26 protein-coding genes are annotated in these 24,669 nt (G+C 45.4%); 13 read left to right on the top strand and 13 right to left on the bottom strand.

From position 1 onward, the window contains the following. The first annotated feature begins 52 nt into the window (after nt 1-52). The 6 genes from EHO57_RS16665 (at nt 53) to EHO57_RS16640 (ending at nt 5,094) form a co-directional block, all read left to right on the top strand. Complete coding sequence (locus EHO57_RS16665) at nt 53-364, top strand: hypothetical protein (RefSeq protein ID WP_135641966.1); 312 nt, start codon at nt 53-55, stop codon at nt 362-364. After that, complete coding sequence (locus EHO57_RS16660; RefSeq protein ID WP_135641964.1) at nt 361-813, top strand: LIC_11090 family protein; 453 nt, start codon at nt 361-363, stop codon at nt 811-813. Before EHO57_RS16665 ends, EHO57_RS16660 begins: the two co-directional genes overlap by 4 nt. 138 nt (nt 814-951) lie before the next feature. After that, a complete protein-coding gene (locus tag EHO57_RS16655; protein WP_135641962.1) occupies nt 952-1,905 on the top strand; it encodes an MbnP family copper-binding protein in 954 nt (317 codons plus the stop codon). 42 nt (nt 1,906-1,947) lie between these two features. Further along, complete coding sequence (locus tag EHO57_RS16650) at nt 1,948-3,096, top strand: methanobactin export MATE transporter MbnM (protein ID WP_135641960.1); 1,149 nt, start codon at nt 1,948-1,950, stop codon at nt 3,094-3,096. A 145-nt stretch (nt 3,097-3,241) separates the two neighbouring features. Further along, nucleotides 3,242-4,099 (top strand): hypothetical protein, encoded by an 858-nt coding sequence (locus EHO57_RS16645; protein WP_246050760.1) that lies wholly within the window; start codon nt 3,242-3,244, stop codon nt 4,097-4,099. Continuing rightward, entirely contained in the window at nt 4,090-5,094 is a 1,005-nt protein-coding gene (locus EHO57_RS16640) for an LIC11086 family outer membrane transporter (RefSeq protein WP_135641958.1), read from the top strand. Before EHO57_RS16645 ends, EHO57_RS16640 begins: the two co-directional genes overlap by 10 nt. Nucleotides 5,095-5,233: 139 nt before the next feature. Here the strand turns inward: EHO57_RS16640 and EHO57_RS16635 are convergent, their stop codons facing one another. Next, on the bottom strand, nt 5,234-5,515 hold the full coding sequence (locus EHO57_RS16635) for an LIC_11321 family protein (RefSeq protein ID WP_135641956.1): 282 nt from the start codon (nt 5,513-5,515) through the stop codon (nt 5,234-5,236). A 152-nt stretch (nt 5,516-5,667) separates the two neighbouring features. Here EHO57_RS16635 and EHO57_RS16630 point away from each other — a divergent pair, with 152 nt between their 5' ends. Then, entirely contained in the window at nt 5,668-6,663 is a 996-nt protein-coding gene (locus EHO57_RS16630; RefSeq protein WP_167882224.1) for an LA_0442/LA_0875 N-terminal domain-containing protein, read from the top strand. Here the strand turns inward: EHO57_RS16630 and EHO57_RS16625 are convergent. From EHO57_RS16625 to EHO57_RS16615, 3 genes are all read right to left on the bottom strand, one after another. Further along, nucleotides 6,660-7,640 (bottom strand): cysteine synthase A, encoded by a 981-nt coding sequence (locus EHO57_RS16625; protein WP_135641952.1) that lies wholly within the window; start codon nt 7,638-7,640, stop codon nt 6,660-6,662. The two genes, EHO57_RS16630 and EHO57_RS16625, sit on opposite strands and share 4 nt — an antisense overlap. A 147-nt stretch (nt 7,641-7,787) precedes the next feature. Further along, nucleotides 7,788-8,843 carry a class I fructose-bisphosphate aldolase gene (locus EHO57_RS16620; protein ID WP_135641950.1) on the bottom strand — a complete coding sequence of 352 codons (1,056 nt, stop codon included), beginning with the start codon at nt 8,841-8,843 and terminating at the stop codon, nt 7,788-7,790. A gap of 102 nt (nt 8,844-8,945) precedes the next feature. Beyond that, the gene (locus EHO57_RS16615) at nt 8,946-10,442 is read right to left on the bottom strand and encodes an ATP-binding response regulator (RefSeq protein ID WP_135641948.1); all 1,497 of its coding nucleotides are present in this window, start codon (nt 10,440-10,442) and stop codon (nt 8,946-8,948) included. A 340-nt stretch (nt 10,443-10,782) separates the two neighbouring features. On the opposite strand from EHO57_RS16615, the gene EHO57_RS16610 reads away from it, so the two are divergent. From EHO57_RS16610 to EHO57_RS16600, 3 genes are all read left to right on the top strand, one after another. After that, the gene (locus tag EHO57_RS16610; protein ID WP_135643223.1) at nt 10,783-11,223 is read left to right on the top strand and encodes a CBS domain-containing protein; all 441 of its coding nucleotides are present in this window, start codon (nt 10,783-10,785) and stop codon (nt 11,221-11,223) included. Between the two features lie 293 nt (nt 11,224-11,516). Next, entirely contained in the window at nt 11,517-11,702 is a 186-nt protein-coding gene (locus EHO57_RS16605; protein ID WP_135641946.1) for a hypothetical protein, read from the top strand. After that, nucleotides 11,699-12,196 carry an LIC_12238 family plasminogen-binding lipoprotein gene (locus EHO57_RS16600; protein WP_135641944.1) on the top strand — a complete coding sequence of 166 codons (498 nt, stop codon included), beginning with the start codon at nt 11,699-11,701 and terminating at the stop codon, nt 12,194-12,196. Before EHO57_RS16605 ends, EHO57_RS16600 begins: the two co-directional genes overlap by 4 nt. A 3-nt stretch (nt 12,197-12,199) precedes the next feature. On the opposite strand, the gene EHO57_RS16595 is transcribed toward EHO57_RS16600, so the two are convergent. From EHO57_RS16595 to EHO57_RS16560, 8 genes are all read right to left on the bottom strand, one after another. After that, complete coding sequence (locus EHO57_RS16595) at nt 12,200-14,131, bottom strand: tetratricopeptide repeat protein (RefSeq protein WP_135641942.1); 1,932 nt, start codon at nt 14,129-14,131, stop codon at nt 12,200-12,202. Beyond that, nucleotides 14,128-14,592, bottom strand: a complete 465-nt coding sequence (locus EHO57_RS16590; RefSeq protein WP_135641940.1) for a chemotaxis protein CheW — start codon at nt 14,590-14,592, stop codon at nt 14,128-14,130. The genes EHO57_RS16595 and EHO57_RS16590 overlap by 4 nt, the downstream gene beginning before the upstream one ends. A 9-nt stretch (nt 14,593-14,601) precedes the next feature. Further along, entirely contained in the window at nt 14,602-15,333 is a 732-nt protein-coding gene (locus tag EHO57_RS16585) for a hypothetical protein (protein WP_135641938.1), read from the bottom strand. Nucleotides 15,334-15,612: 279 nt separating this feature from the next. Continuing rightward, nucleotides 15,613-16,674 (bottom strand): mannose-1-phosphate guanylyltransferase, encoded by a 1,062-nt coding sequence (locus EHO57_RS16580; RefSeq protein ID WP_135641936.1) that lies wholly within the window; start codon nt 16,672-16,674, stop codon nt 15,613-15,615. A 3-nt stretch (nt 16,675-16,677) separates the two neighbouring features. Continuing rightward, a complete protein-coding gene (locus tag EHO57_RS16575; RefSeq protein WP_135641934.1) occupies nt 16,678-17,556 on the bottom strand; it encodes a hypothetical protein in 879 nt (292 codons plus the stop codon). Then, on the bottom strand, nt 17,557-17,808 hold the full coding sequence (gene hfq, locus EHO57_RS16570) for an RNA chaperone Hfq (protein ID WP_008592014.1): 252 nt from the start codon (nt 17,806-17,808) through the stop codon (nt 17,557-17,559). It lies immediately after the preceding gene. Nucleotides 17,809-17,822: 14 nt separating this feature from the next. Beyond that, nucleotides 17,823-18,719, bottom strand: coding sequence for a tRNA (adenosine(37)-N6)-dimethylallyltransferase MiaA (gene miaA, locus EHO57_RS16565; protein WP_167882240.1), 897 nt, complete (start codon nt 18,717-18,719; stop codon nt 17,823-17,825). Beyond that, the gene (locus EHO57_RS16560) at nt 18,719-19,153 is read right to left on the bottom strand and encodes a TIGR02300 family protein (protein WP_135641930.1); all 435 of its coding nucleotides are present in this window, start codon (nt 19,151-19,153) and stop codon (nt 18,719-18,721) included. Before EHO57_RS16560 ends, miaA begins: the two co-directional genes overlap by 1 nt. Nucleotides 19,154-19,288: 135 nt before the next feature. Between EHO57_RS16560 and EHO57_RS16555 the strand changes: the two genes are divergently transcribed. Beyond that, nucleotides 19,289-20,044, top strand: coding sequence for a pyridoxine 5'-phosphate synthase (locus EHO57_RS16555; protein WP_135641928.1), 756 nt, complete (start codon nt 19,289-19,291; stop codon nt 20,042-20,044). Nucleotides 20,045-20,095: 51 nt separating this feature from the next. Here the strand turns inward: EHO57_RS16555 and EHO57_RS16550 are convergent, their stop codons facing one another. Continuing rightward, on the bottom strand, nt 20,096-21,052 hold the full coding sequence (locus tag EHO57_RS16550; RefSeq protein ID WP_246050759.1) for a hypothetical protein: 957 nt from the start codon (nt 21,050-21,052) through the stop codon (nt 20,096-20,098). Nucleotides 21,053-21,152: 100 nt separating this feature from the next. Here EHO57_RS16550 and EHO57_RS16545 point away from each other — a divergent pair, with 100 nt between their 5' ends. Together EHO57_RS16545 and nadB are read left to right on the top strand one after the other, a co-directional pair. Further along, nucleotides 21,153-22,958, top strand: coding sequence for a S41 family peptidase (locus tag EHO57_RS16545; protein ID WP_210409992.1), 1,806 nt, complete (start codon nt 21,153-21,155; stop codon nt 22,956-22,958). 42 nt (nt 22,959-23,000) lie between these two features. Then, nucleotides 23,001-24,617: an L-aspartate oxidase gene (nadB, locus tag EHO57_RS16540; protein WP_135641924.1), complete on the top strand. Its 1,617-nt coding sequence runs from the start codon at nt 23,001-23,003 to the stop codon at nt 24,615-24,617. The last annotated feature ends 52 nt before the right edge of the window (nt 24,618-24,669 follow it).

Genomic DNA, 24,669 nt, shown 5'->3' with positions numbered 1-24,669 from the left:
TCCTTTTTTTGTTTCCCTTGGAAATTCGAAATGCAGAATCTGACAAGAGGCCATGAATTCCACCGCGATCCAATTCAGTGAGACCCATGTATATGCGGACAAAAAGCGCTTTAGAGTGGTTTTTGTAAGGAACGTGTGCGCGGTCGAAACAGAAGAGATCGGTTTGATCCTCCAAAAGATCCAGGAGATCCAACCGAACCTGGTAGAATTGGATCTGGAAAGTGTCGTAGCCATCCCTTCTCTCATCCTGAACCGGATCCTCAAACTACTTGCAGAATTGAAATCCAAATCGATCCCTGTAGAGATCAAAACAAGCGAGGGCCTAAAAACTGTCCTCAATAGGCTAAAGATCTCCTTACAATGAAGGGAATCTGCTTAGTCCTTACAAATTGCCTTTTATTTCAAAGTCTAGTCTTCGGGAGCGGATGGTTCTCCGGCCTACTCGCAGGAGAGATCAAACTCTGCGAATGTAACCACGGAAGCAGAACCGAAAAGCACGCAAGCGAAGAAGATTCCAAATTCAAGACCAAACTCGCCTCCGCAGAAGGTCCTGAAGACCACGATCATCATTCCAAATCAATGCCCGACTGTCACTCTGCCAAGTCAGGTGAGACCCATAAATGTGCCTGTAAAAAAGCAAAGGATACATTCGCTCTCTTTACTGGGACCATCTGTGCTCAGTTCTACTCTTCTTATGAAAGAGGAAATTCACCTGTTCCGATCGCTCTGCATTCGGATCTTCTTTCTTGGACCCAAAGCGATCTGGGAATAGAACTTTCCTCCGATCTAGAAAAGCCCCCTCGATTCTCCTAACCTATCATAAATAAAAACAACAGCGGTTCTCTTTGGATGGGAAGGACCTGTTACACCCTACTCAATTCATAGAATCGCCTAACATTTAACTATTGCGTGGCGGAAGCGTATGCCTTCTCCCACGATCAGGAGAATATTATGAAATACGTATATATATGCGCGTTTGCTCTTTCATTCGCGCCCTTTTTATGGAATTGCGACGGGAATTCCAGTTCGAACGAAACCCTTGCTCTTATCGCTGGAAGCCAAGCTCTTGGTTCTTCTTCCAAGCCTAGAGGGATCTCTTTTCATGCAGTCGTGGGTGACAGTGAGGCTGTTTGCGGTCAGGAAATCACAGGCCATGGAGATAGCCATTCCAGTTCTACGGTTCATGCATTGCATGTGGCAGGAGTCATGCCGATCGGGCTCAAGGACCTCAGATTCTATGTGTCCGAATTCGAACTGGTAGATGAGAACGATAACACGATCGTCTTAAATATTCCGGATAACGGAACCTGGCAATACTCCGGGGTCACTCTATTAGATTTTGAGAATGCTAGCGGAAGTTGCACTGGCACGACAGCAACAAACAAGATCGTGCAAATCGATCTGGAAAATAAACAATACAAAACAATTCGATTCACCTTAGGAGTGCCGGAAAACCTGAATCATATAGATTACAGTGTATCTCCAAGCCCATTGAATATCTCCGGAATGGCATGGGGATGGACCATGGGATACAGATTCTTCGTAGGAGAATTCTATTCCAACGATTCCACTTCTCCCGGAAATTCAGCGGTACTTCATATCGGATCGAGCGGATGCACGGAACCTTCTCCTGGGACATACACCTGTGTAAATTCCAATCGACCTAAGATAGAGTTGAGTCCTTCCGGAGGATTTAATCCTTTCACGCAAGAGATACAATTTGATCTGAAGAAGGCGTTTGCCGGGTGGGATATCAGCGCTGCAGGTGGCGGAAGTAAGTCCTGTCATTCGATGGGAGCCATGGATGGCAATTGCTCCGCTGTTTATCCTAATTTCGGATTAGACTATTCCACCGGTGATGTCGGTTCCGTCTCTCAATCCGTATTCAGTATCCTTTCCAAATAAAGGAGTCTCGGCTCGGGAAACTGGGCCGAGAAACAGATTCATATGAAAGTAATTATATCCATTACAATAGTATTATTTTCTATTATAGACTGCGCACCCTTTGGCCTTGCCAAGGACAAAGGAGAAGATCTGCAGACAGGTCTATTGCTATTAGGAGGGAATGTCCCGGAAGGAACTCCGTATATCTGGGATCTTCCGAGCGGATTTCCGGATCCTAAGATCCCGGAGAATAATCCGATGACCGTAGAGAAAGTAACTCTAGGACGTTTTCTATTCTATGATACAAAATTGTCCGAAAACCAAACCCAGGCCTGCGCGAGTTGCCACCAACAAGATAAAGCATTTACGGATGGTCGGACAGTATCGGCAGGATCGACAGGACAAGCTCATCCGAGAAACGCGCAGCATCTTTCGAATGTTGTTTATAATCTCAGACTGACCTGGGCAAATCCTCTCTTAAAGAACTTGGAAGACCAAGCAAGGGTTCCCATGTTCGGTGACAATCCTGTGGAATTAGGAATGAAGGATAAGGAAGACCTCCTTCTTTCCAGATTGGAGAACGATCCCATCTATCCTCCCCTATTCCGAGCTGCCTTTCCGAATGATCCCAATCCATTCTCCCTACTGAATATAACAAAAGCGTTGTCTAGTTTTCAGAGAAGTCTCGTCTCCGGAAATTCTGCCTACGATCGTTTCCAAGCAGGGGATATTTCTGCTCTCAGCGCATCTGCGATCCGCGGAAAGAACCTGTTCTTCGGAGAAAGAGGAGAATGCTTTCACTGTCATGGAGGATTTAATTTCACGGATACCATCCTGCACACAGGGACAGTATTCGAAGAAGTCACCTTTCATAATAACGGTTTGGATTCTTCCAGTTTCATCAGTCCGAACGGTGGATTGTACGAGTTTACCTTCTCCGAGTCGGACAGAGGGAAATTCAGAGCTCCTTCTCTCCGAAATGTGGAACTGACCGCTCCTTATATGCATGACGGCTCTCTCCCCGATCTGATCTCCGTAATCGATCATTACGCGAACGGAGGAAGCGGGGACGGGGTCTCCAATCCCAATCGGGACCCTTTCGTGAGAAGCTTCTCCTTAACGCCATCGGAGAAACAAGACCTTGTAGAATTCCTGAAAAGTCTTACGGACGAGGATTTCGTAACAAACCCTAAATTCGAGAGCCCTTTTTAAAATGCAGAATATATTCTATTTTTCGAATACAATTGGGAAAAAGATATTATGTTTTAAGGAATTAACTTTTTCTCAAGTTTCAAAATCGATCCTTTCCACATCTGTGCGAGGGATCTTGTTCCTATTTTCTAGATCGATTTATTCAGTGTTTGGCGGATCGATTCTGATCACAGTTCTTTTTCAGAACTGTGCATTTGGAAGCTTGGGGAACTCGACAGACGAGCGCTCCGAAATATTCCAGTCCTTCCTGCGACTTGTAGATGAGAGAAGAACGAATATTTCCCCCTGGATCTACTATTCGGACGACCAAGGCGATTCGGACCTAAGTCGATTCCAAATTTCCGGAAATTCCGTAAGCTACTCTCTCCAGCTCACTGCAAACACAGTGACCTTACAAAGCTTACATTTTCTATTCAAGGCGCCGGATACTTTACTTGGGCTTTCTTCTCCCCATTCCTTGGATTTTCATTCCATGCATTCGGGAGACTCAGGAAGTTCTAGTCCAGGAACAGGATCCTATGCGAAGAAGTATGGGATCAGCGGAAGTTTTTCTGCGGGAGATATATCCGTTTCGGATCTTGTCTCTCTTACAGGACCGGTAAGAACACAGAGCCTTTCCCATTTTCCTCCGGTTCCTTACGGAAGCATCTCCCATATCTACGGAGAATATTCCAAGATTTTCCTGGACCTTACGATCACCAGGACCTTGGATTCGGCGACAAAGAACATCCATTTGGAAATAAGGGAAGCGAATTTCCAGATAGAACCTTCTTGTAGTTTAAAGATTCCTTATACACAGTCCGTCCCTTTGGCGCTTGGGTTCAGAGTGGACGGGCTTTTCAAGTCCAGATCCGGATCTTCTTTTTCGATCCTGGACTCCGCGTATTCACTGGGGCCCTCCGATCTAACGATCAGCGACTCTCAAAATACGGACCTATATTCTGAAATTCTAAATAACCTGGCAGAGCCCGGCCAAACCTTGGTATTCTATTCATGCATTTAAAAACGAAATGTTCATCCGAACGGATTCTTTCTACTCGTCCGTTCTTTGTTGCCTTATTTATTCTTTGGGGATCTTCTCCCCTCCTCTCTCACCATGCAGGAGAAGGACAGAATATCACTTCCTCCACAAGATTTATCGATCCCTTTGCAGGCAAGAAGAAGCCGTCTGACTATGTAACGATCACAGAGGACTTCCAAAAGGGAACCATAGACAATTCCAATCTGTATACGACTACTGCCTTTGCGGAACTGAATTTTGCGGAAGGAAAGTTCGCAATGAACTTCAGTGTACCTTGGACTTATTACGAGCAGAAAGATAGACCCGATGCGGGGCGATATGGAAAGGCATACTTGGGCGCGAAATGGAATCCTCTGATAGATACGGGTTGGCCCTTTTTCTTTCTTTTAGAGGGAAGACTCGGGTTCCCTTCGGGAGCGGATACCGATCGATTTGCAGGGGGAGATTACTATTCGGGAATAGCAAACCTTACCCTCGGAACCACTTGGAAGCAATGGCTATTCTTGGTACGTGCTTCCGGGATCTTTCCTTTGTCCAAGGATCATGCTGCCTTGGATCCTCAATCGGGACTTCCTTATTGGGCCCAAAGTCCTCCGGGAACCCAAACGGAAACGAATCCGAACACTCAAAAGGTAACCCAATGGTTCGCCTATATTACATATTTTGTAAATAAGGACTTTAGTCTTCTAGCTGGTTATTTGTATAGAACTCCGTATGTAAATGTGATAGGAGGAGGAAGCTTATTAGAGGAAACTCCAAACGGTAAAAAGGCATTTCCGAAATCCTTCCAAGAAGCAAGCCTAGGCTTCAATTTGGGGATCACAAAAGGAGTCTATGGGACCCTAGTAGGGAGACTCCCTTTAATGCGAGATCCTGAGATACGACTCTACGATTACGCGATCACCGCTTCCGTTTCTTTTGAACTTCCGGATTTTAGAACTTCTTCCGTTCCGGAAGAAGAGAAAAAGGATCCATGAAGTCCTGATCCAATCCGTAGATCTACGGACAAAAAGGCGATCTATTATGGAAAACACTTAGATCGCAAAGAGCTTATATAGAATATTTAAGAAAACTTATATTAAGATGTCGGAAACTACCGAACAAACGGAGAGAGGATCAATCCCAAAGAGATTGAAAGCAAAGAGCGGAATCCTGTTGAAAACTTTGAAAGCCGGGCTTGGCCACGCACTCTTCTTCGGTGGCGGGAAAATAATCGATCCCTCCACCCTCGTATTTGATCCTACAACAACCTTGCTTTTGGCTTTTCGATTCCTTTGGTTTAGGATTCTCGGAAGGACTCGGCCCAGCTTGTTTTTTAGGAGAGGCCCCTTGCGCAAAAAGCCAGATCGGGAGCAAGCAACAGAGTAAGATCGGATAGAATGCCGAGGCTCGTCTCATACGAATGAATTTATTTCTCTCTCGCTTGCCTAGGCAAGGGAAAAATCCACGAATTCCAAAAATCCATTCTTATTTTTACGTTGACTCTCCCTGCTTCGGGGGGTGAAAAAGAAAAACGAAAGCTAATATTATACACAAACAGGAAATAAATAATGAATCTTCGCAGTTCCATTCTCAGTTTCAGGACCGCTATCCTCAGTGCAACACTCCTTGTTCTTTCATCCGGACAGATCTTTTCGGAAACAGTTCTGCTTAAGAACGGAGAAAAAACCTACGGAACGGTCATCGATCAATCTACGGACGCAGTCACCATATTAAAAGATACGAAAAGGCAAACCATTCCTAAAACTCAGATCCTGAAGATCATCTTCAAGGATATCAAGGACGAGGCCGAACTCGGAAAGATCTTCGAGGCCGAAAAGAAAAAGCTGAACAAGGAAGGAAAGAAGACCGAGAAAGAAGAGCAGCTAGATACCTTAATGCTCGAACAGATGATCAAGGAGAACAGCTATAAGACTGTTCAAAAGAGATTGGCCTTGATCGAGAAGTATATAGACGAGCAGGACAGCAGTTGGGAAGAATATATCTCTAAGAACCGTAATCCTTGGGAGCCCGTTTGGAAATCGGCGATCCTACCTGGCTGGGGACTTTCTCTCATGAAGAAAGATACGTATGCCAGAGCCTACCAAGTAGTGATCGGGCTTTCTATCATCGTAGCGATCGGAGGAAGCCAAGCCGCCACAGTCCAAAAGAACAAAGCGGAGAATAGGATGAGCCGCATCCTTTTCGAAGATCCTGTTACCTACGCGCAGATCCAGGCGGCCGGTATCCCGAACTCTTCTCTTTATATCACAAAGCTCCAATCGGACGCATTCTCCGAATACAATAAAGACAAGCATAACCAACACCAATACGAGACCTATAGCCATACCGGTCTTGGACTTGCGGTAGGATTGTATTTTGCCCAGTTAGCCCAAAGTTATTTTTTAGGAAAGCAATGGGCCACTCACAATATCATCCAAACTCCTACAGGAGAATCCGTCCAAGAAGGCTTCAATTTCAAAAGCAATCTCACTCCTTTGGCGGCAGGAGGCGGAAGCGTCTTACGCGAATACAGAAGCGAAGTTCGCTATGTAAGCGCCTTTTAGATTTCCGGAATCGAATATCCTTTAGTAGCCAACCAGTCCTTGTCATACAGCCTGGACTGGTATCTGGCACCGCTATCACAAAGAACAGTCACAAGTGTGCGGCCTGGCCCAAGTTCCTTAGCAAGTCTCACCGCCGCGGCTACGTTAATCCCTGTGGATCCGCCTACGAATAGCCCATCCTTTCTCAAAAGTGTATAGATGGTCTCCAAACATTCCTGGTCGGAGATCCGGATCGCATCGTCAAAGGGTGCGTCCTTCATATTCTCAGTGATCCTACCATTCCCTATTCCTTCCGTGAAAGAATTTCCTTCCGCAGAAAGCTCTCCCTTCTTTACAAAATTATAAATTGCTGATCCAAAAGGTTCTGCAACGATCGTTTTGATCTTCGGATCCTTTGTCTTTAAGAACATTGCTGTCCCGGTAAAGGTTCCTCCCGTTCCCAAGGAAGCCAACCATGCATCTACTTTTCCGCCTGTCTGCTCCCAGATCTCAGGACCGGTGGTTTGAAAATGAGCGAGCCTATTCGCGACATTATCGAATTGATTCGCCCAGATCGCATTCGGGATCTCTTCGGCGATCCTTGCGGATACCTTCACATAATTGCCTGGATCCTTGTATGGAACCGCAGGAACAGTTCTGACCTCAGCACCCAAAGTCCGCAACAGATCGATCTTCTCCTTGGATTGGGTGTCCGGGATCACGATCAGACATTTGTAACCCTTTGCATTGCAAATATGAACGAGACCGATCCCTGTATTTCCGGCAGTGCCTTCTACGACAGTGCCTCCCGGTTTCAAGAGCCCTTTCTTCTCCGCTTCTTGTATAATGAATAAGGCAGCCCTATCCTTGACCGAACCGCCAGGATTCAGGAACTCTGCCTTTCCTAAGATCTCGCAACCGGTAAGATCTGAGTAGTGATTCAAACGGATGAGAGGAGTATTCCCTATGCTGTCTACGAATCCTTTTTGGATCTCCATGATGTTTCCTTTCGTATTCTATGATATATTGATGAATTTGCACAATAAAAAAGGGAAAGCAAACCGCTATTCGCAGCCAGCCTTCCCCTCGATCCTTTCCGTTTGTATATTTTACGGGTCGGAATTTTCTTTATTAGAAATATCTAATTAAGCTAAGGTTACATCCTTAGAAAGATACACATCTTGGATAGCGTTCAGAAGAGCGACCCCGTCCTTCATCGGCTTTTGGAACGCCTTTCTTCCGGAGATGAGTCCCATTCCACCGGCTCTCTTGTTGATAACAGCAGCCTTAACCGCGTCACCCAAGTCGTTGGAACCGGAAGGTCCACCGGAATTGATCAGTCCCACTTTACCCATATAGCAGTTCGCTACTTGGTATCTTGCCATATCGATCGGATGCTCGGAAGAAAGATCGGTATACATCTTATCGTCTTTCTTACCGAATTTCAGATCCTTGAACCCACCTAAGTTGGTCTCAGGCAATTTTTGCTTCACGATATCTGCTTCGATAGTAGCAGCCAAATGGTTTGCTTGTCCGGTTAGGTCGGTTGCGATATGATAATCGGTCTTGTCGGTCTTGAAAGCATCGTTTCTAAGATATGCCCAAAGAATAGTGACTAGTCCGAGTTCGTGAGCTCTATGGAACGCTTCGGAGATCTCTTGGATCTGTCGAGAGCTTTCGTCAGAACCGAAATAGATGGTGGCTCCCACAGCGGCAGCTCCCATATCGAAAGCCTGCTCTACATTAGCGAACATGATCTGATCGAATTTGTTCGGATAGCTTAAGAGTTCGTTATGATTGATCTTCACTACGAATGGGATCTTGTGGGCGTATTTACGGGAAACAAGACCAAGCACTCCTAAAGTAGAAGCAACCGCATTGCAACCGCCTTCGATCGCAAGCTTCACGATATTTTCCGGGTCGAAATAAGCTGGGTTCTTTGCGAAAGAAGCTCCTGCGCTATGCTCAATCCCTTGGTCCACAGGAAGAATGGAAAGATAACCTGTTCCAGCCAAACGACCTGTATTGTAAATGGATTGGAAATTTCTAAGAACGGAATTGTTTCTATCCGATTTGGAGAAGATTTCGTCTATATAATTCGGTCCCGGGATGGTGAGATGCTCCTTAGGGATCGTTTTGGAAACGTGATTTAACAGGGAATCCGCTTCCGCGCCGAGCGCGCTCTTGATTTTATCTAACATTCCTAATACCTTATGGTTTTATCGATCTGGTGACTAGTTTTGGGGAAAAGCCTAAAATTTCCATCGCTTTTCGAAGGAATGCAGAGGCCGAAAGTGAAGCGACTATTTAGTCTGAACAGGTAAACGAACGCAGAAATCAGTGCCTGCGCTGGTCTTTTGCACCGTGAGCTTGCCTCGGTTGGACTGAATGATCCCGTAACAAACAGAAAGTCCCATTCCTATCCTAGAATCATCCGATTGGATCCTCTCGAATGGTTGGAACGCATTCTCAGGATCCAGCTCTTCTTTCATAGAACCGGAGAGACGGATCTCTAAAATGGATTCTTCTTCCGTCTCGCCTTTGCTTAAGAATGCGTTCAGATGGATGGTGCTTCCTTTCAGATCCGATCCCACGCCGTCCGCATAGAAATAGAGCAAGTAATATAAGACTTCTTTAATCTGATTTTGCTTCAGGAAAATATCCGGTAGATCTTCCGCAATATTCTTAGAGAGCTCAAGGTTCTTGGTCTTAAGAAGTTCGGAGATCATTCCTTCTACACCGAAGAGAATATCGTCTAGCCTTCCCCAGCTCGGTTCCTCGTTATCGGATCTGGAGAATAGAATGAGGTTGCGAATAATACCGGAGATCCTTTCTCCCTGCTCTATGATGACTCTCGCGTAATTCCGGATATCCGGACTGAGTTCTTTTCTATTTCGGATAATGTTACCGTAATTGATCACTCCCATGAGAGGGTTATTAATCTCATGAGCGATCCCCGCAGCCAATTTCTGAATGGATTCCAAACGCATTTCGGATTGGATCACCTTCTCCATTTCGGAGATCCTTTTTTCGGAAACGGAAAGAAGATCCAATTCGGAGAAGGTGACAATGCTTCCTACGATCCGATTCTCTTCGTCCCGGATGGGAGAAACGCGGAATCCGACTCTCACTTTTCGTTCGTCCTTGCGGACAAGTACTGCGGGAATATACCTTAGATTATGACCTAAATGGTCCGGATGCTCGGAAGAACCGATCTGGGTCTGGATGAAGGAAAGGACCAGATCTCCCGGTTTACCGATCGCCTCGCTCAAGGACCATCCGGTCAGATCTTCGGCAGCATGATTCAGGAAGATGATATTCCCGTCCGCATCCAAGGAAACCGCGCCTTCCGAGATACTTTGGATTACGTTCTTGAATTCCTTGCCGCTCTCTTTTACTCTTCCTAAACGCTTTTGCTGGCGAAGAGCGATCTCGATCGAAGACTTGAGCTGGTGATTCTGGAAAGGCTTGGTGATATACGCATATGTGGAAGCCGCATCCATGGCTCTCATGAACGTGGAATCGTCCGTATACGCGGTCATGAAAACGATAGGAACATCCTTGATCCTTTGGATGCTTTGCGCAGTCTGGATCCCGTCCATATCCCCTTCGATGGAGATATCCATTAGCACCAGATCCGGATTGGTTTCCTTGAAAATGGACTGGGCATCCAGTCCGTTAGCCGCCACACCTGCAATCTTATAACCCAGGTTCTGCAAGGTCTTTTGCAGGTTAAAAGAAAGCAACCATTCGTCTTCTACGATTAAGATATTCGGCTGTTCGGAAGAAGAAAGACTCATAGATTACTTGTTTAAGATATTCCTGAAGTAATGAAAAAAATCCCTACGCCGTAATGCTCCCACGTTAGGAGAGAATTGGGAAATCCTTTTTTGAGAATTAGAACAAATCCGGATCATTTTCAAACCGTACCATTATATTTTATCAATTAGGTCGTGATAAAGAAATCATGGAAATGGTCCAAATCGGATTCTGCATGAATTTTCATGTAAATTTGCAAGATTTTCGTCCTGAATTTACCTTAAATTAGCCTAAAAGCATATATAAGTACGGTTTTCTTTTTAGAAAAAGTCCTTGAATCAGAGGTCCCAAATCACTAAACTCATTGGCCTAGAGGTGACCATGCTCGTAAAAGACGTCTTGGATAAGAAGGACCGTAAAATCCTTTCGGTGGAGCCTCAGACCACCGTTTGGGAAGCGATCCGATTTATGACCAAGTATGATATAGGTTCCGTAATCGTGCTGAATGGGGGGAAACTCGCGGGCATCTTTACGGAGAGGGATTTGCTGCATTTTGCTTCGACCGATAGGGATGGTGTATTCGATAAGACCGTGGGAGATGTGATGTCCACTCAATTGACTACCATGCAGCCTACCGACCAAGTGGATGATGTTCTGGAAGTTATGCTCAAAAAAAGAATTCGGCATATGCCGATCTTGGATGGGAACAGATTGGTAGGCATTATTTCTATCGGAGATGCAGTAAAAGCGAAGATTGCAAAAACGGAAGAAGAGAATAAAAACTTAAAGAATTATATATACAGCGAATCCGGACTCATTTGAGATCCGGACTTTTTATTCCCTGCAACAATCCCGGATCATTCCTATTTCTATCCTTGGTAAAAACATAAAGCCGGAAAAGGATAAAAAAAAATCCCACTCGGATCCAAGATCCAGGTGGGACTTGAGTGGCTCACATTCGGGTATTCCCGCAATTGCTCAATTGGTAATACCATTACTCTGTTTCGCAAGCCGGTTTTTTGGAAATCGGGTTGCCGGAATCACTTTTCCGGCAAGCATCGACTTATACGGACTCCTTTCTTCTCTCTCGAGTGGAACGGTAATTCAGACTTTTCATGAAATTACTCCTTTTTATAATATTGGCATACTTAACCTATCGTTTGATACAGAACGCTCTTTATCCCAGACAAGCGGATAACGCTAGATTCAGAGTGATATTCCCCGAAAGAGGATCCTCTCCCAAAGAAAAGGATATCTCGGATAGAGCAAAAGTAGTCGGCAAGGGAGAAGAGCCCAATTGAAGATCCGGTTTTTCTATTTCATCATTTTCTACTGCATTTTATTTTTAAGTTCCTGTCTAGGAATGACAGGAGAATTCGGCTGGGCGGTGTTAGACGAATCCAAGTTAGGTTCTTTGGAGAAGAAGTTCGGGAATGTGCAAGAATTCACACTCACCAGAGAGAAGTTGGTATTCCCTTCCGACAAGACCCTGGTGTACTTATACAAATTCTCTAAGATGCCGAATCCGGAAGCGGAGATCTACGTAAGTCTTAGTAGGTTCCAAGTGGGATTCAATGAAATAGAGGTAAAACGCAAACGCCCGGACACGTCCACTTCTAGTATCACAGGTAGCTTCCAGGAATTAGTTCCCGGCAAGTATCTAATGAAGATCTCCTACGAAGGAGATGTGATAGACAATGTGGAATTCAAGGTGATAGAGCCGGAGCCACAGGAAGAAGAAAAAGAGCAGACCGCCGACGATATAGAAAAATATACCAAGGCAAAGAAGAATTAGGAGCTAGTACGTATCTCCCGCAAGAGGATCCCTAGGATACGGATCTCTTTGGATCCCATCTTCCAGGATCTTATTGATCCTTTCTATGTTCTTTAGAGCAAGATTGATCTCGGTTTGGTTGCCCACCTTCAAGATCTCTTCGTTCACCTTCTTAGACTCGGAGTAATTCTTTTCAAATTCGTACAAGATAGAGAGTCTCTGCATGGCCCTCGCCCCCGGAGAAGAATCTAGCTTAGTTCGGATGATATCCATCTTTTCCTTGGACTCTTCTAACTCCAGGCTCTTCAACCTGTACTGAGCCATGTCCTGGTCGTTCGTTCGGTCCAAGAGTCCCTTCTTGATCGTAAGCAGTTCCTTCTTCCCTTGGGAATATTTCTCTTCTTCCGCTCGCAGATTCTCTCTCAATCGATTGTATGCTTGGACAGATTTCAGGAGTTCATCTCTTTCTAATGCCGGCTTCTTCTCGTATCTATACAGCCTGGAGATCCCTAGATAGGCCAAGGTCTCCATTCTGATCCTTTCTTGGGAATCCGGAAAGGAAAGATCCGCAGTCGCCTTTTCCTGCTCTCTTGCATTCAGCCAATCACCATAATATTTCTTTCCGAGTTCTAGATTTCCCACCTTAGTATCGAAGAAGGAACCTAGTTCAAATGCATACAGTCCCTTCTTCTTCTCATCCGGTTCGGACTGATAATATTTTTCGTAATATTCTCCCGCGAGAACATATTGCTTAAGCTCGGTATGCAGAGAAGCGATGGATCTATATACATATGCGATCTCTGCGGGAGTCTTGTTCTCTTTGAGAGCGAGAGCCAGGTATTTCAGATAAAAGTCCAAAGACTTTCCCTTCTTGCCCGAAGCCTTAAGTTCTTCTGCGAGAGCTAAAACTACAGGAGAATATTCCGGATCCAGACGAAATGCCAATTCCAAGAGAGCAGCATACGCAAAATAGTCCGTGTTCCTCTTATAATCGAATAGAACGAAGATCCCCTGCCCGCTTACCGAGGCTTTGTTCACTACCTTCAATCTTTCCTTATTCTCGTTTTCCGAATCTTTAACATATTTTGCTAATGTAAAGATCGCATCCGCATCCTCTCTGGATTTGCGTTTAAAATAAGGATAGTAATTCTTTTCGAACGAATCCTTGTATGCGTTCTCGGCCGCGCGCAAGCGATCCTCTGCGGATTTAGAATCCTGCTTGGCCTGGGAGATATCGCTCGGAGAAACCTTTCTTGCTGGAACAGTAGTGTCGAATAAAAGCTCTTTTTCTCTTACAATCGCCGCTTCTAATAGATGGACCTTGTCCTTAGCTTTTTTGTGATCATCGATCGCACGATCCAGATCCTTTTTGGCCTGAGCGTGAGCCTTAGATCTATCTATTTCGTTCGTATCGTAAAGCTCTTTGAGCCGATCTTCTTCAATAAAATAATCTTCCGTATGAGCGAAGTCCCTGTATCTCAAAGCGGTGACCGCTTCTTCCATGGCCTTAAAGTTCTGTTTTTTTTTAGAATACTCTTTACTGAGTAACCAATGCAGTTCGTAGAGAATGGGAGAATCTCTCAGCACATTTGCCTGAGTGATCTTTCCCATCATTTTCAGGATCAAAAGCCTAAGAGAATTCCTGTCCGTTTTCTCTGTAAAGATACGACCTAATCTTCTTTCTTCTTCTGTTCGTTTAGGATCTACGAATTGAGCATAGTATGGATCGAGTACCGCACGAATGGAAGAGATCGGGTCCGCTACTGATTCTTCGTTGAGTAAGGATTCTCTGAGTTTTTGCAGATTGGCCGGAGAAATGACTTCGTGAGGAAGTCTATAGATACCCGCAGGGTCCAGCCTTTGGTCTTGTTCGTCCGCTTGGAGAGGAGTGCCGGTCCATCCTACCAAAGAAAGAAGAAGGACCGAGACTCCCTGGCTCAAACGGGAAGGATTCATTTTGCCGCGCTACCCAACTCCGCAAGTTCTTCCGAACCTAGAATCTTCTCTATATCGATGAGTATGATGAATCGATCGTCTTTCTTTCCCACACCCGTTATATAGCGGGAAGAAATCCCTTTGATAGAAGGAGGAGGAGGATTCACACTTTCCGGAGGAAAGAGAGCCACGTTAGCCACCTTGTCTACTATGATGCCAACGGATTCTCCGCCTATCTTGACCACGATCGCTCTATCGTAACCTTGGTCATGGGTATGAGGAATATTCAGCTTCACGCCTAGGTCCACCATCTTCACAACCTTGCCACGGATATCCATGATCCCTGCGAAGAAGTTTTTGGAACGAGGGACCTTGACCAGGTTGCTGATCTTAATGATCTCGTCCACCAGCACGATGGGAAGAGCGTATTCCTCATCCCCCAAACTGAAGAGAATGTATTGGTGTTCTATTTCGGCGGACATTCCCCCTCCTTAGAAACGGGTGAATCCGTAATAATAAAAATACGATCCGGAACCCAGGAATAATAGTACCTTAGAGAACAGCGGATCGCGTTTCCTCAGTATCCAGTCCAATCCGCCAAAAAGCAAACCGAAAACCGCCAAGGCAAAACCGAGTAAATAAAAATCCATGTACGCGTACCAGACTCCTAAGGCGGAGATAATCCCTAAAGCATAGTCTTGGAAATCTCCCCAGAATCTTCTGCGGATCCTGGTCCATAAGGGCTCTTTTCTTTCTCTTCTGAAAATTCTTTCCCAGTAAGAAGGTCCTCTATCGATCCCAAAAATATGATCGTACTTGGTGGAAACTTCCCAGGGTTTGGGAGCTCTTCTCTCTGGTCCGCCCAAAGGTTCCGGAGAAACCCCATAAGCTCCGCCCAAGATCTGAAGAGCATCCTTGTCCGGAAGAGAAGAAAGTAGATCCCTAAAAGGGGAAAATCTGGAATAGAGAGGATACGATCTTCCGGTACTGAGATCGGTTTCCTTTAGGATGGCTCCGTCCCGAATCGTGGCGACGTAGATCCTACCGTTCTCGCCTGCAACCTCTAAGGTAAGTCTGATCTTACGATCGTGGAAATGAAAATCCGCCTGTAAGACGTCTCCGTCTGGAGTCTTGGATTGATACGATTTCGTATATCCTTTCGCGGGAGGAAACTCGGGTTTCCACCATCGTCTCAAAACGGAATAATCCTGGAAGGAGGCCATACAGCCAACCTATCGGACATTTTTAAAATTTGCTTTAGATCTTGTGAAGGGGGTTTTAGGAATTTCGAGGGGACCCTCGAACCTGAGGCGAAAAGACCGGGTTATCTTTCGATTTCCCGGTCTAACAGAATCCAAGTAATTGGGATCTATTTGCCTTTCTTCTTATGACGATTCTGTCTTCTTTTTTTCTTCCTCTTATGAGTCGCGATCTTTCTTCGCTTTCTTTTTTTACCGGAAGGCATTCGGTTCTCCTGAGTCTGTTCCTAACTTGCCAGCAAATTATTCGGTGTACTTTTGTAAACCTTTATTTTTACGTATCTCGGCAACCATACTCTTGATATCACCTACTCCTTCTTTAGAAGCGATAAAGAGCACGTCTTCTTCTTCGACTACGACGATATCGTTGACTCCTAACAGAGCGGTGAATTCCTTTCGAGTCTGAGTGACGTTGTTTCCGGATTTATAAAATAGAATTTCCTTACCTATATGGCGGTTCCCTTGGGAATCCCCAGGAAGGACTCTCTCCAAGGACAACCAAGAGCCTACATCATCCCAAGAGAAGCTAGCCTCTACCATTCGGATGCGTGCGCTCTTTTCCATGATGGCGATATCTACCGGTTCGGAAGGAAGAAGTTTGAACGCTTCTCCCAGATCCCCCATCTTCTTGAATGGGAATCTGTCCTTTAACGGTTTGAGTATCTTAGGGGAATAAGCCGAGAACTCTTCCAGGATCAAACTGGTTCTCCAGAGAAATATCCCCGGGTTCCAATAGATATTGGATTTCTTAATATACTTCATCGCGGTCTTCACGTCCGGCTTCTCGAAGAAGGACTTCACTTCGAAACCTTTTTGAGTCGGTTTGCCTGCCGCGATATAGCCGTAACCTACTTCCGGACGATTGGGTTTGATCCCTAAAAGTACGAGATGTTCCTTGGTTTCGGTAAGTGCCTTCTGGATGGTCTTTGCGAATTCCTTCTCCGAATTCACCCATGCATCTGCAGAAAGGACCACTTGCACTGGATCCCCAAACTTCTCTTGAAAATAAAGAGAAGCTAACGCGATGATCGGAGCCGTATTCTTTCCTTCCGGTTCTATGATGAAGTTGTTCTCCGGAAAATTCCTCTCTTGCGCGAGGATCGCTTTTTTCAGAGTAGCATTCGTTCCGATGAACACTCTGTCCGGACTCGTGATCGTATATGCACGATTCAAAGTCTCTTTTAAAAGCGTATTCTTAGAATACACTTTCTGGAGTTGTTTGGGAGTGGAGACCCTGGATCTAGGCCAGAATCTTTCTCCCTTTCCTCCCGCCATGATCAGTACTACTGGTTTCTCTTGGCTCATGTATTATTCCACCTCTTTGGCTTTCGGGGCGGATTGTTTCTTTTTACTCAAAGTCTTGGGATCTCCAAAGATAGAATCGGAAGGAAGAAGGATCACCTCCGTCTTTTCTCCGATATTGTCGTAGAGAAGAAACTCTTTCATATCCGGATTTTTCTTTAAAAATTCCTTATATTGTTCCCATTTCTTTTTGGAAACGGAGAGTTTCGCTTCTTCTTGTATCAAATGCAATTCCGCCCTCTTTAGGGCTTCTATTTTCTCTAGCTTTTTAGCTAGTATAAAATTAGGATTACGAAATATGTTTGCGATCAGTATAGGATCCGGAACGTCCAGGCTTAGGATACGAACAGACTCCACTTGCAGCCAACCGAGCTCCTTACTTAAAGCGGGTCCAAGGTCCCTTCTCAAAAAGAGAGAGATCGCATCCTTGTTCAGGTTTAAGTTCTTATCGTCTTCGATTGCCGATCTAAGCTTAGAAAGAAATAGCGCCGAGACATACTTTGACTGGCCGGAAGTGGACCTTCCCCCCAATAGAAAGAATTTCTTGGCTTCCTCTCCTTCTAGATGAAAGGAAAGATCTATTTTGGCACGTATTCGGCCTTCGTCCGACTTATCCGGAAACAAACCGGAAGAAAGATCGTAGTTCAGGTCCAGATCCAAGGCCAGGGAACTTAAGGGTTCCTTTGTGACCTTCTTCTCCCAGAATTGTAAGGCTTCCGGCTGATAGACAAAACCTGGTCCCCGAATAAAGGAGATCAGTCGATCGTCTTTTCCCCAGACGACCAGGGCCTCTTTTTCATGTATTAGAAAAACGGGATACGATACGATGCCGATCCCGGCTAACAAACATAGAATGAAAAGAGCCCGGCCTACCTTTCGAAACATTTAGGCGGAAGGAGCTTCTTTAGCCGCTTCTTCTGTATAAAGTTTGATTACTTTGGAAGGAATGATCGTAGAGATCGCGTGCTTATAGACAAGACTCTGTTTGTTTTCTTGCTCTAAGACGATTGTGAAATTATCAAAGCTGACTACTTTACCTTTTAAAGGGACTCCGTTTAAAAGATAGATGGTCAATTCCAATTTTTCTTTTCTAGCCGTATTGAGTAGTTGGTCCTGTATATTATTTTTAGCAGACATAGACTTTATCCGTTTTATATTTTTTTAATCTTATCGTACGCCTCTTTCGGATGGATCGGTTCCAAAAACTTCTGCTTTCGGAACCAAGTGATCTGACGTTTGGCGTAATTCCGATGGGATTGGCTTAGATTCCCAAAGAATGTCTCAAGATTGGACGTTCCTTTAATATTTTCAAGCGCGAAATTATAACCTAGTGACTGAAGGCCGGGACAATCTTCCCCGTATTCTTTCGCCACCCTTCTAGCTTCTTCGGCCATCCCGGCCTCTATCATTTGCTTAGCTCTTGCATCGATCCGAGAGTACAATTCCTTTCGATCCAGGTCCAAAAAGTACGCTCCCAGGATTTTCAGGTTCCGGGAAGAGACGGCTCCTCCCCCTTCTTCCAATTTCAATTCGGACCAAACGGTTCCCATTAGATTCACTTCCAAGGCCCGTCCATACCTATAATTGTCGTTAGGAAAGATCTTTTCCAAGGCCTTCGGATCCAGCCGTTTCAGTTCCTCGATCCTTTCTTCCATAGAAAGGGACTCTACCTTCTGTTTGATCTGTTCACTGATCGTTGGCACAGGGAACATTCCGAATAGGAAAGCGTTCAGATAGAAACCGGTCCCCGCAGTTAAAACGGGGATCCTTCCTCTGGAAATGACCCCGTCTATCGCCTCTTCTGCTAGACGAGTGTACATTCCTGCATGCACGGATTCGGCAGGAGAGAGCAAGGATACGAGATGGTGGGGAATTCTTTGGACGTCTTCCGGGGTCGGAGCAGCCGTTCCTATGCTGAGTTCTTTATAGATCTGGCGGGAATCAAAAGAGAGGATTTCAAAACGAGAAGGATCCAGCTCCCGAACAAGGGCTGTTTTTCCGGCTCCGGTCGGAGCCGCAAGAATGAGTATGGGATTTGGAGAAGGAATTATTCCTCCTCCTCTTCCTCTTCTTCCTCTTCTTCGAGAGGTTCTTCTACAATGCCATCCTCATCTTCAAAGCCTGCTTCCGCATCGAAATCGTTTGTTTCTTCCGGAAATTCCTCTTCTTCCACTCTTGGACGGGTCCTGGTCTTGGCTACAGGACGTTTATTCTGATCCGCTCCGCATTTAGGACAGATCTTTTCTTCCTTATTCAGGTCGTAGAATTTCGTTCCGCAGGTATGGCAGGTGAACTTCTTGCCTAACGGATTTAAGGAAGAAGATTTAGAGCCTGAGGAAGTCTTCTTGGTGCTAGCCGACTTGCTCGAAGTAGCGACCTCTTTCTTCTTAGGTGCAACTTTTTTCTTAGGAGTCGATTTTTTGGCCGAAGCAGAAGACTTCGGTGCAGCTTTTTTTTTGGCTGTTTTCTTAGCTGTTGCCATCGGAATTGACCATGCTGGAAGACAGTTATTCCGATTCAAGCAGGAATTTGCAAAATGCGAAAATCCAAGGTAAATTTTCTTATTTTGCAAATTTTGTCATTAGAACAATAAACAACGAGTATTTGGCGATTCTATATGATCCATCTGAGTGTGAACGTAAACAAGGTTGCTACTTTAAGAAATTCCAGGGGAGGGAATCATCCTGACCTTTTGGCCATTTCGGAACTGATCCTGAAGGCCGGTGCTCATGGGATCACGGTCCATCCCAGAGAAGATGAAAGGCATATCAAGAAGCAGGATGTGTTTGATCTAAAAGTATTCCTGCAAAAGTACAATGAAAAGAACAAAACTCGGATAGAATACAATATAGAAGGGGAACCTTCTGCAAGATTTTTGGACCTGGTTTTAGAGGCAAAACCGGACCAAGCAACGTTAGTCCCCGTTACTCCGGGAGAGATCACTTCAGATCACGGTTTCGATCTGAAAAAGGAAAAGACTAGCTTAACGGAATATATCAAAAAGATCCAAGCCGCGGGTATACGAGTTTCTATCTTTATGGAAACGGATCCGGAAAACCTGCAACTTGTGAGATCCACAGGAGCGGATCGGGTAGAATTCTATACTGGACCCTATGCCCATGCCTTCGACGAGTCTCCCGAAAAAGGAAAGAAGATCTTCGAGACCTTTCGTCTCGCTGCGGAATTCCTGGAAAAAGAAAAGATCGGGATTAACGCCGGTCATGATCTGGACCAATACAATCTGCCCCTGTTTGCTAGTTTGCCCGGCTTGCAAGAAGTCTCGATCGGACACAGACTCATGTCCTACGCTTTAGAAGTCGGGATCCAAAAAGCGGTAGAAGTCTATTTGCAGGCGATCTCGAAAGCCGGATAAAAGCAACATGTCCAATTCTTCTTTCTGAAGAGGTTTGGACTACGAATGAGTTTAAGGTTTTGCGACTTGAGCGGAGCGGGAGTTTCCTGCATCCAATTCTTTTGCGAGTTCCTTAAAGGCGGAATAATTCGAATCCTCCGACAAGAGCAAAAAGGCGGCCTTTTTCAGGTTGGAAGCAAGAGCTGAGCTTTGCGCATTCTCCTTGGCTAAAAGATCCAAGCCCTCCTTAAAAGAGATCAGATGTCTTTTGGCGGACGCTTGGTCCTTAGACCCTAGAGCCTTTTTCAATTCCCTCCAGGATTGAGTGGCTTTGTTGGCCGAGATCGGCTCTTTCGGAGTACGTCCGAATTCTCCGGAAAGATCCCATACCTTTTTGTAAGGATGATCCTTTTCCAAAGATTTATAATATTCCAAAGAAGGCTTGATCGAATTCGATTTTGCCCTGGCGAGTAAGGAAGGGTCCAATCCGCATTCCGCAAAGATCCCCTTGCTCAGAGATTCCTTGGAAACACTTCCTAACTCTACCAATTTGGAAACGGAGGCGTTCGCTTCTTCCTTCTTTCCTTTCTTGCAGGAGTCCAAGGCTTCTTTATACAGCGCTTCTTCGGAGTCCGGCAGAGTACCATTCTGCCCTTCCATCTTTAAGGAAGCGGAGAAGGCAAGCTCTCCATACAAAGGATCCTTCGGATCCGAGTTCTTGGCCCTCACTGCGTAATCCCAAGCGGCGGCAGAGTCTCCCAGAGAATCGTACAAAACGGATAGATTATAACAAGCGAGACCCCTGTCTTTTCTCAGAGATCTACATGTAGATCGTAAAAGTTGCAGGGAAGAATTTCTTTCCTCTTCCGATCCGTAAAAATCCAAGATGGCTTGTTCTTGGATGAGTTCGGAACCGAATCTTCCTCCACCCGGAACGGAGACGGAGGTGCAACCTGAGGTTCCCAAGAAGCAAAAAAATAGAAGGATAGAATAATTTAAAAACGAACCGGGTTTTGTCCCCAAACTCATGTAGCATCCTAGTTTTCGGGGGAATAGATTGACAATGCTCGTTCCAAGTGGAAAATGATCGAAAATCAGCCGTGCACAAAGAGGAACCGATTTGAAACGCATGAGATCTCTCTCTTTATCCTTTATCTCCGTTGTTTTATGTACGAGCATCTTCTTCTGCCAACCTTCTTCCGGAAACTCCAAGACTACGGCAGATTTCAATCTCAAAGATTTTGACAGTGTAGTCAAGACCGTTGAGGGAAATTACATAGATAAAAACATAGATAAAAACCGCGCCTATAAGGACGCCGCAGTCTTTGCCCTACTCTCTCTTCCTCACGGGCTCTATCTGTACCCGGAAAGTTATTTTAACGATCGGGAAAAGTACGAAGAGTCGGACGATATCTTCCCAGGTAAAACCTTCAAGCTCTCTCCTGAGGACAAATTCGTTCTATTCGATCCGGATTATAAGGAAGTCGAAAAGATCCGAGACAGAAAGCTGAAGGAAGAATCCAATAAGCCCAAGCTCTCTAACGAGGAAGTATTGAAACTAGTCGATAGAGAAAGGGTAAGAAAGAAGGTTCTCACCGCGAAATGGGAACAGACCAATTTCTCTAAGAAAGACTTCGATCGTATTCTTGCGTATATAGAAAAAAACATCCAGAACTATAGCACTCCTCCTCTCAAGGATCCGTTTGGAGAAGAGGACAATAAGGAAAAAGAACCGTTCTCGTTGAAAGACGTGTATCTCGCCGCAGCGAACGGGTATCTTTCCTCCTTGGATCCTCATAGCCAAGTCTTCTTAAAGGCAGCCTGGGAAGAATCCATGGCTAAGATCGAAGACGGAAGTTTCGAAGGGATTGGCGCTATCCTAAGCGGCGGTGGAAATAAAGAAGTCATCGTAGAAAATCCTTTAGAAGGAAGACCTGCAGTCAACGCCGGGGTCCGAGCGGGAGATACGATTCTCGCAGTGGATGGAAAATCCGTAAAAGGAATGATCCTGGACAAGGTTGTAGAAAGGATCAAAGGAAAGAAAGGCTCCAAGGTAGCACTTACCATTCGCAGAAAAGGAGTCTCCGGGACACTGGTCATCGAAGTCATTCGAGATACCATCGAGATCAAGAATATCACAAGCAAGCTGATCGATAATTATCCGTACATCGGATATATCAAGCTGACCGGATTCGTGAAATCGGATCCTCCTGTGGATCGTGAATTCGTACAACATTTCAAGGAATTGGAAAAACAGTCTGCGGCGAAAGGAAGCAAACTGAGAGCTCTCGTATTGGATCTCAGAAATAACCCGGGAGGTTATTTGGATCTAGCCATCGATCTTGCGGATATGTTCGTGACCAATGGACTCATCGTTTCGGTAAAAAGCCCGAACAGAAGTCCGGAAGATTCGAATGCTGGCAAAAAAGATCTAACCGATCTTCCTGTTGCGGTACTCATCAATGCTAAGTCCGCTTCCGCTTCCGAGATCGTAGCATCGGCTCTCAAACATCATGGCAGAGGATTGATCTTAGGGGAAAGATCCTTCGGTAAGGCCACTGTGCAAAAGTTACAGGAGCTAAGAGGGAATAACGCGTACTATATTAAGTTAACTCAATCCAGATACTATTCACCTTCCGGAAATACGATCCAAGTAGTTGGAGTAAAACCGGACGTGGACGTCTCTGCAGAAGAAGACGGCTCCTTCCCTTTCCACTATAGAGAGGAAAATATGTGGAATCACTTGCCTGAACTTCCTTCTGCTTCCGAAGAAAAAAGCCATTTCGACGTAAAGAAATTGGAAGCTTGGGTCAAGACGAACGGCAAGGGAGAGAAGTTCATCCATGAGCATAAGAACGATCCGATCAAACCGGATTACCAGCTCATTCGTTCCATCGATTACGTAGAGGCACTTTTAAACTCGAAACGTAAGTAAGATCCCCGGAGCGGTCTTACCGGGGCGCTCCTTTTATTCAAAATGCCAAGAATCAAAACCGATTTTTTAGTCATAGGAAGCGGTATTACCGGTCTTTTCCAGGCCTTAAAACTTTCCAGCGTCGGAGAGACGGTAATCGTCACCAAAAAGTCCGACTACGAATCCAATACGAATTATGCCCAGGGCGGGATCGCGTCCGTCTTCGCCCAAGGAGATAAATTCGAGGATCATATCAAGGACACCCTGGAATCAGGAGCAGGACTCTGTGATCCGGAAGCAGTCCAGATCCTGGTAGAAGAAGGCCCCGCCCTCGTAAAGGAACTCTTGGAATTCGGAGTTCCCTTCAATATGGACCCTCAGGGAGGATTCGACCTTCATAGAGAGGGCGGTCACGGAACAAACAGGATCGTGCATGCTCACGATCGCACCGGCCACGAGATAGAAAAAACCCTTCTGCAAGTCGTAAAGCAAAATCCGAATATTCGTATATTAGAATATCATACTGTAGTAGATCTGATCACTCCGCACCATCTGAAAAGGAAAGGATTGATCTGCTTTGGGGCATATGTTCTTTCCAATCATACGGGAGAGATCATTCCCGTTCTGGCAAAAAAGACGATCATTGCCAGCGGCGGTTCCGGACAGGTATATTCCCATACCACGAATCCTAAGATCGCGACAGGAGACGGGGTTGCCTGCGCCTATAGAGCCGGAGCAGAGATCCGTAATATGGAATTCTATCAATTCCACCCTACTTCTCTTTATCATGAGAAGGGAGATTCCTTTCTGATCTCAGAGGCAGTAAGAGGGAACGGAGCGATACTTCTTACCATGGATGGAGAACCTTTTATGAAGAAGTACCATCCTATGGGAGATCTGGCAACCCGGGATATAGTGGCACGCGCGATCGACGCAGAAATGAAAAAGTCGGGCAATCCTCATGTTTGGCTGGATATTTCCCACAAGCCTGCTTCTGAGATCAAGCACGCCTTTCCTTCTATCTATGCAAAATGTTTGGAACTAGGGATAGATATCACAACGGATCCCATCCCCGTTGTTCCCGCGGCCCACTTCATGTGCGGAGGAATAGCAACGGATCTATTCGGAAAAACTAGAATAGAGAACTTGTTCGCAGCGGGAGAAGCTGCTTGCACTGGAGTGCACGGAGGGAACCGTCTCGCCTCTAACAGTCTTTTGGAATGTTTGGTATTTTCCAATCGCATTGCGGAAGAGATCAAGGCACATCCTCCTTCTTTTTTACCGGAACACGAAAAGATCCCCGCCTGGGACAAAGAGGGCCTGGTCAATACGGAGGAATGGGTGCTTATCTCCCACGATCTTTCCGAGATCAAGAATGCAATGTCGAATTATGTGGGGATCGTCCGCTCCAATCTTCGTTTGGAAAGGGCAAAACGCAGAATGGATCTGATCTATGCGGAAGTGCGGGACTATTATAATCGCACTATAGTCACAAATCCTCTATTAGAACTTCGTAATTTAGTTTTGGTGGCAGAACTCATCATCCGCTCTGCGTTAGCAAGACAGGAAAGCAGAGGACTCCATTATTCTACGGATTATCCGGAGAATCGCACTCCTTCTCGCCATGATACTGTTTTGATCAATGATCTAGTCCACGGAGATTTGCAGGCACCTCTCTAGATAGACTATTTCGGCACTGCTTTTATTCCATCATTGATGGCTACGGAGTCTC

It is taken from the genome of Leptospira langatensis (genome assembly GCF_004770615.1).
GTDB lineage: Bacteria > Spirochaetota > Leptospiria > Leptospirales > Leptospiraceae > Leptospira_B > Leptospira_B langatensis.
The sequence above is the reverse complement of the archived record's forward strand: the minus strand, read 5'-3'. Positions and strand labels throughout refer to the sequence as shown.

Coding starts and splice junctions, on each gene's coding strand:
- EHO57_RS16595 (WP_135641942.1), bottom strand. CDS start 14,131: ATGAATCCTTCCCGTTTGAGCCAGGGAGTCTCGGTCCTTCTTCTTTCT.
- EHO57_RS16620 (WP_135641950.1), bottom strand. CDS start 8,843: ATGTTAGATAAAATCAAGAGCGCGCTCGGCGCGGAAGCGGATTCCCTG.
- EHO57_RS16555 (WP_135641928.1), top strand. CDS start 19,289: ATGATCCATCTGAGTGTGAACGTAAACAAGGTTGCTACTTTAAGAAAT.
- EHO57_RS16665 (WP_135641966.1), top strand. CDS start 53: ATGAATTCCACCGCGATCCAATTCAGTGAGACCCATGTATATGCGGAC.
- EHO57_RS16660 (WP_135641964.1), top strand. CDS start 361: ATGAAGGGAATCTGCTTAGTCCTTACAAATTGCCTTTTATTTCAAAGT.
- nadB (WP_135641924.1), top strand. CDS start 23,001: ATGCCAAGAATCAAAACCGATTTTTTAGTCATAGGAAGCGGTATTACC.
- hfq (WP_008592014.1), bottom strand. CDS start 17,808: ATGTCTGCTAAAAATAATATACAGGACCAACTACTCAATACGGCTAGA.
- EHO57_RS16615 (WP_135641948.1), bottom strand. CDS start 10,442: ATGAGTCTTTCTTCTTCCGAACAGCCGAATATCTTAATCGTAGAAGAC.
- EHO57_RS16635 (WP_135641956.1), bottom strand. CDS start 5,515: ATGAGACGAGCCTCGGCATTCTATCCGATCTTACTCTGTTGCTTGCTC.
- EHO57_RS16640 (WP_135641958.1), top strand. CDS start 4,090: ATGCATTTAAAAACGAAATGTTCATCCGAACGGATTCTTTCTACTCGT.
- EHO57_RS16550 (WP_246050759.1), bottom strand. CDS start 21,052: ATGAGTTTGGGGACAAAACCCGGTTCGTTTTTAAATTATTCTATCCTT.
- EHO57_RS16610 (WP_135643223.1), top strand. CDS start 10,783: ATGCTCGTAAAAGACGTCTTGGATAAGAAGGACCGTAAAATCCTTTCG.
- EHO57_RS16655 (WP_135641962.1), top strand. CDS start 952: ATGAAATACGTATATATATGCGCGTTTGCTCTTTCATTCGCGCCCTTT.
- EHO57_RS16580 (WP_135641936.1), bottom strand. CDS start 16,674: ATGAGCCAAGAGAAACCAGTAGTACTGATCATGGCGGGAGGAAAGGGA.
- EHO57_RS16545 (WP_210409992.1), top strand. CDS start 21,153: ATGAGATCTCTCTCTTTATCCTTTATCTCCGTTGTTTTATGTACGAGC.
- EHO57_RS16585 (WP_135641938.1), bottom strand. CDS start 15,333: ATGGCCTCCTTCCAGGATTATTCCGTTTTGAGACGATGGTGGAAACCC.
- EHO57_RS16630 (WP_167882224.1), top strand. CDS start 5,668: ATGAATCTTCGCAGTTCCATTCTCAGTTTCAGGACCGCTATCCTCAGT.
- EHO57_RS16590 (WP_135641940.1), bottom strand. CDS start 14,592: ATGTCCGCCGAAATAGAACACCAATACATTCTCTTCAGTTTGGGGGAT.
- EHO57_RS16605 (WP_135641946.1), top strand. CDS start 11,517: ATGAAATTACTCCTTTTTATAATATTGGCATACTTAACCTATCGTTTG.
- EHO57_RS16625 (WP_135641952.1), bottom strand. CDS start 7,640: ATGGAGATCCAAAAAGGATTCGTAGACAGCATAGGGAATACTCCTCTC.
- EHO57_RS16560 (WP_135641930.1), bottom strand. CDS start 19,153: ATGGCAACAGCTAAGAAAACAGCCAAAAAAAAAGCTGCACCGAAGTCT.
- EHO57_RS16575 (WP_135641934.1), bottom strand. CDS start 17,556: ATGTTTCGAAAGGTAGGCCGGGCTCTTTTCATTCTATGTTTGTTAGCC.
- EHO57_RS16650 (WP_135641960.1), top strand. CDS start 1,948: ATGAAAGTAATTATATCCATTACAATAGTATTATTTTCTATTATAGAC.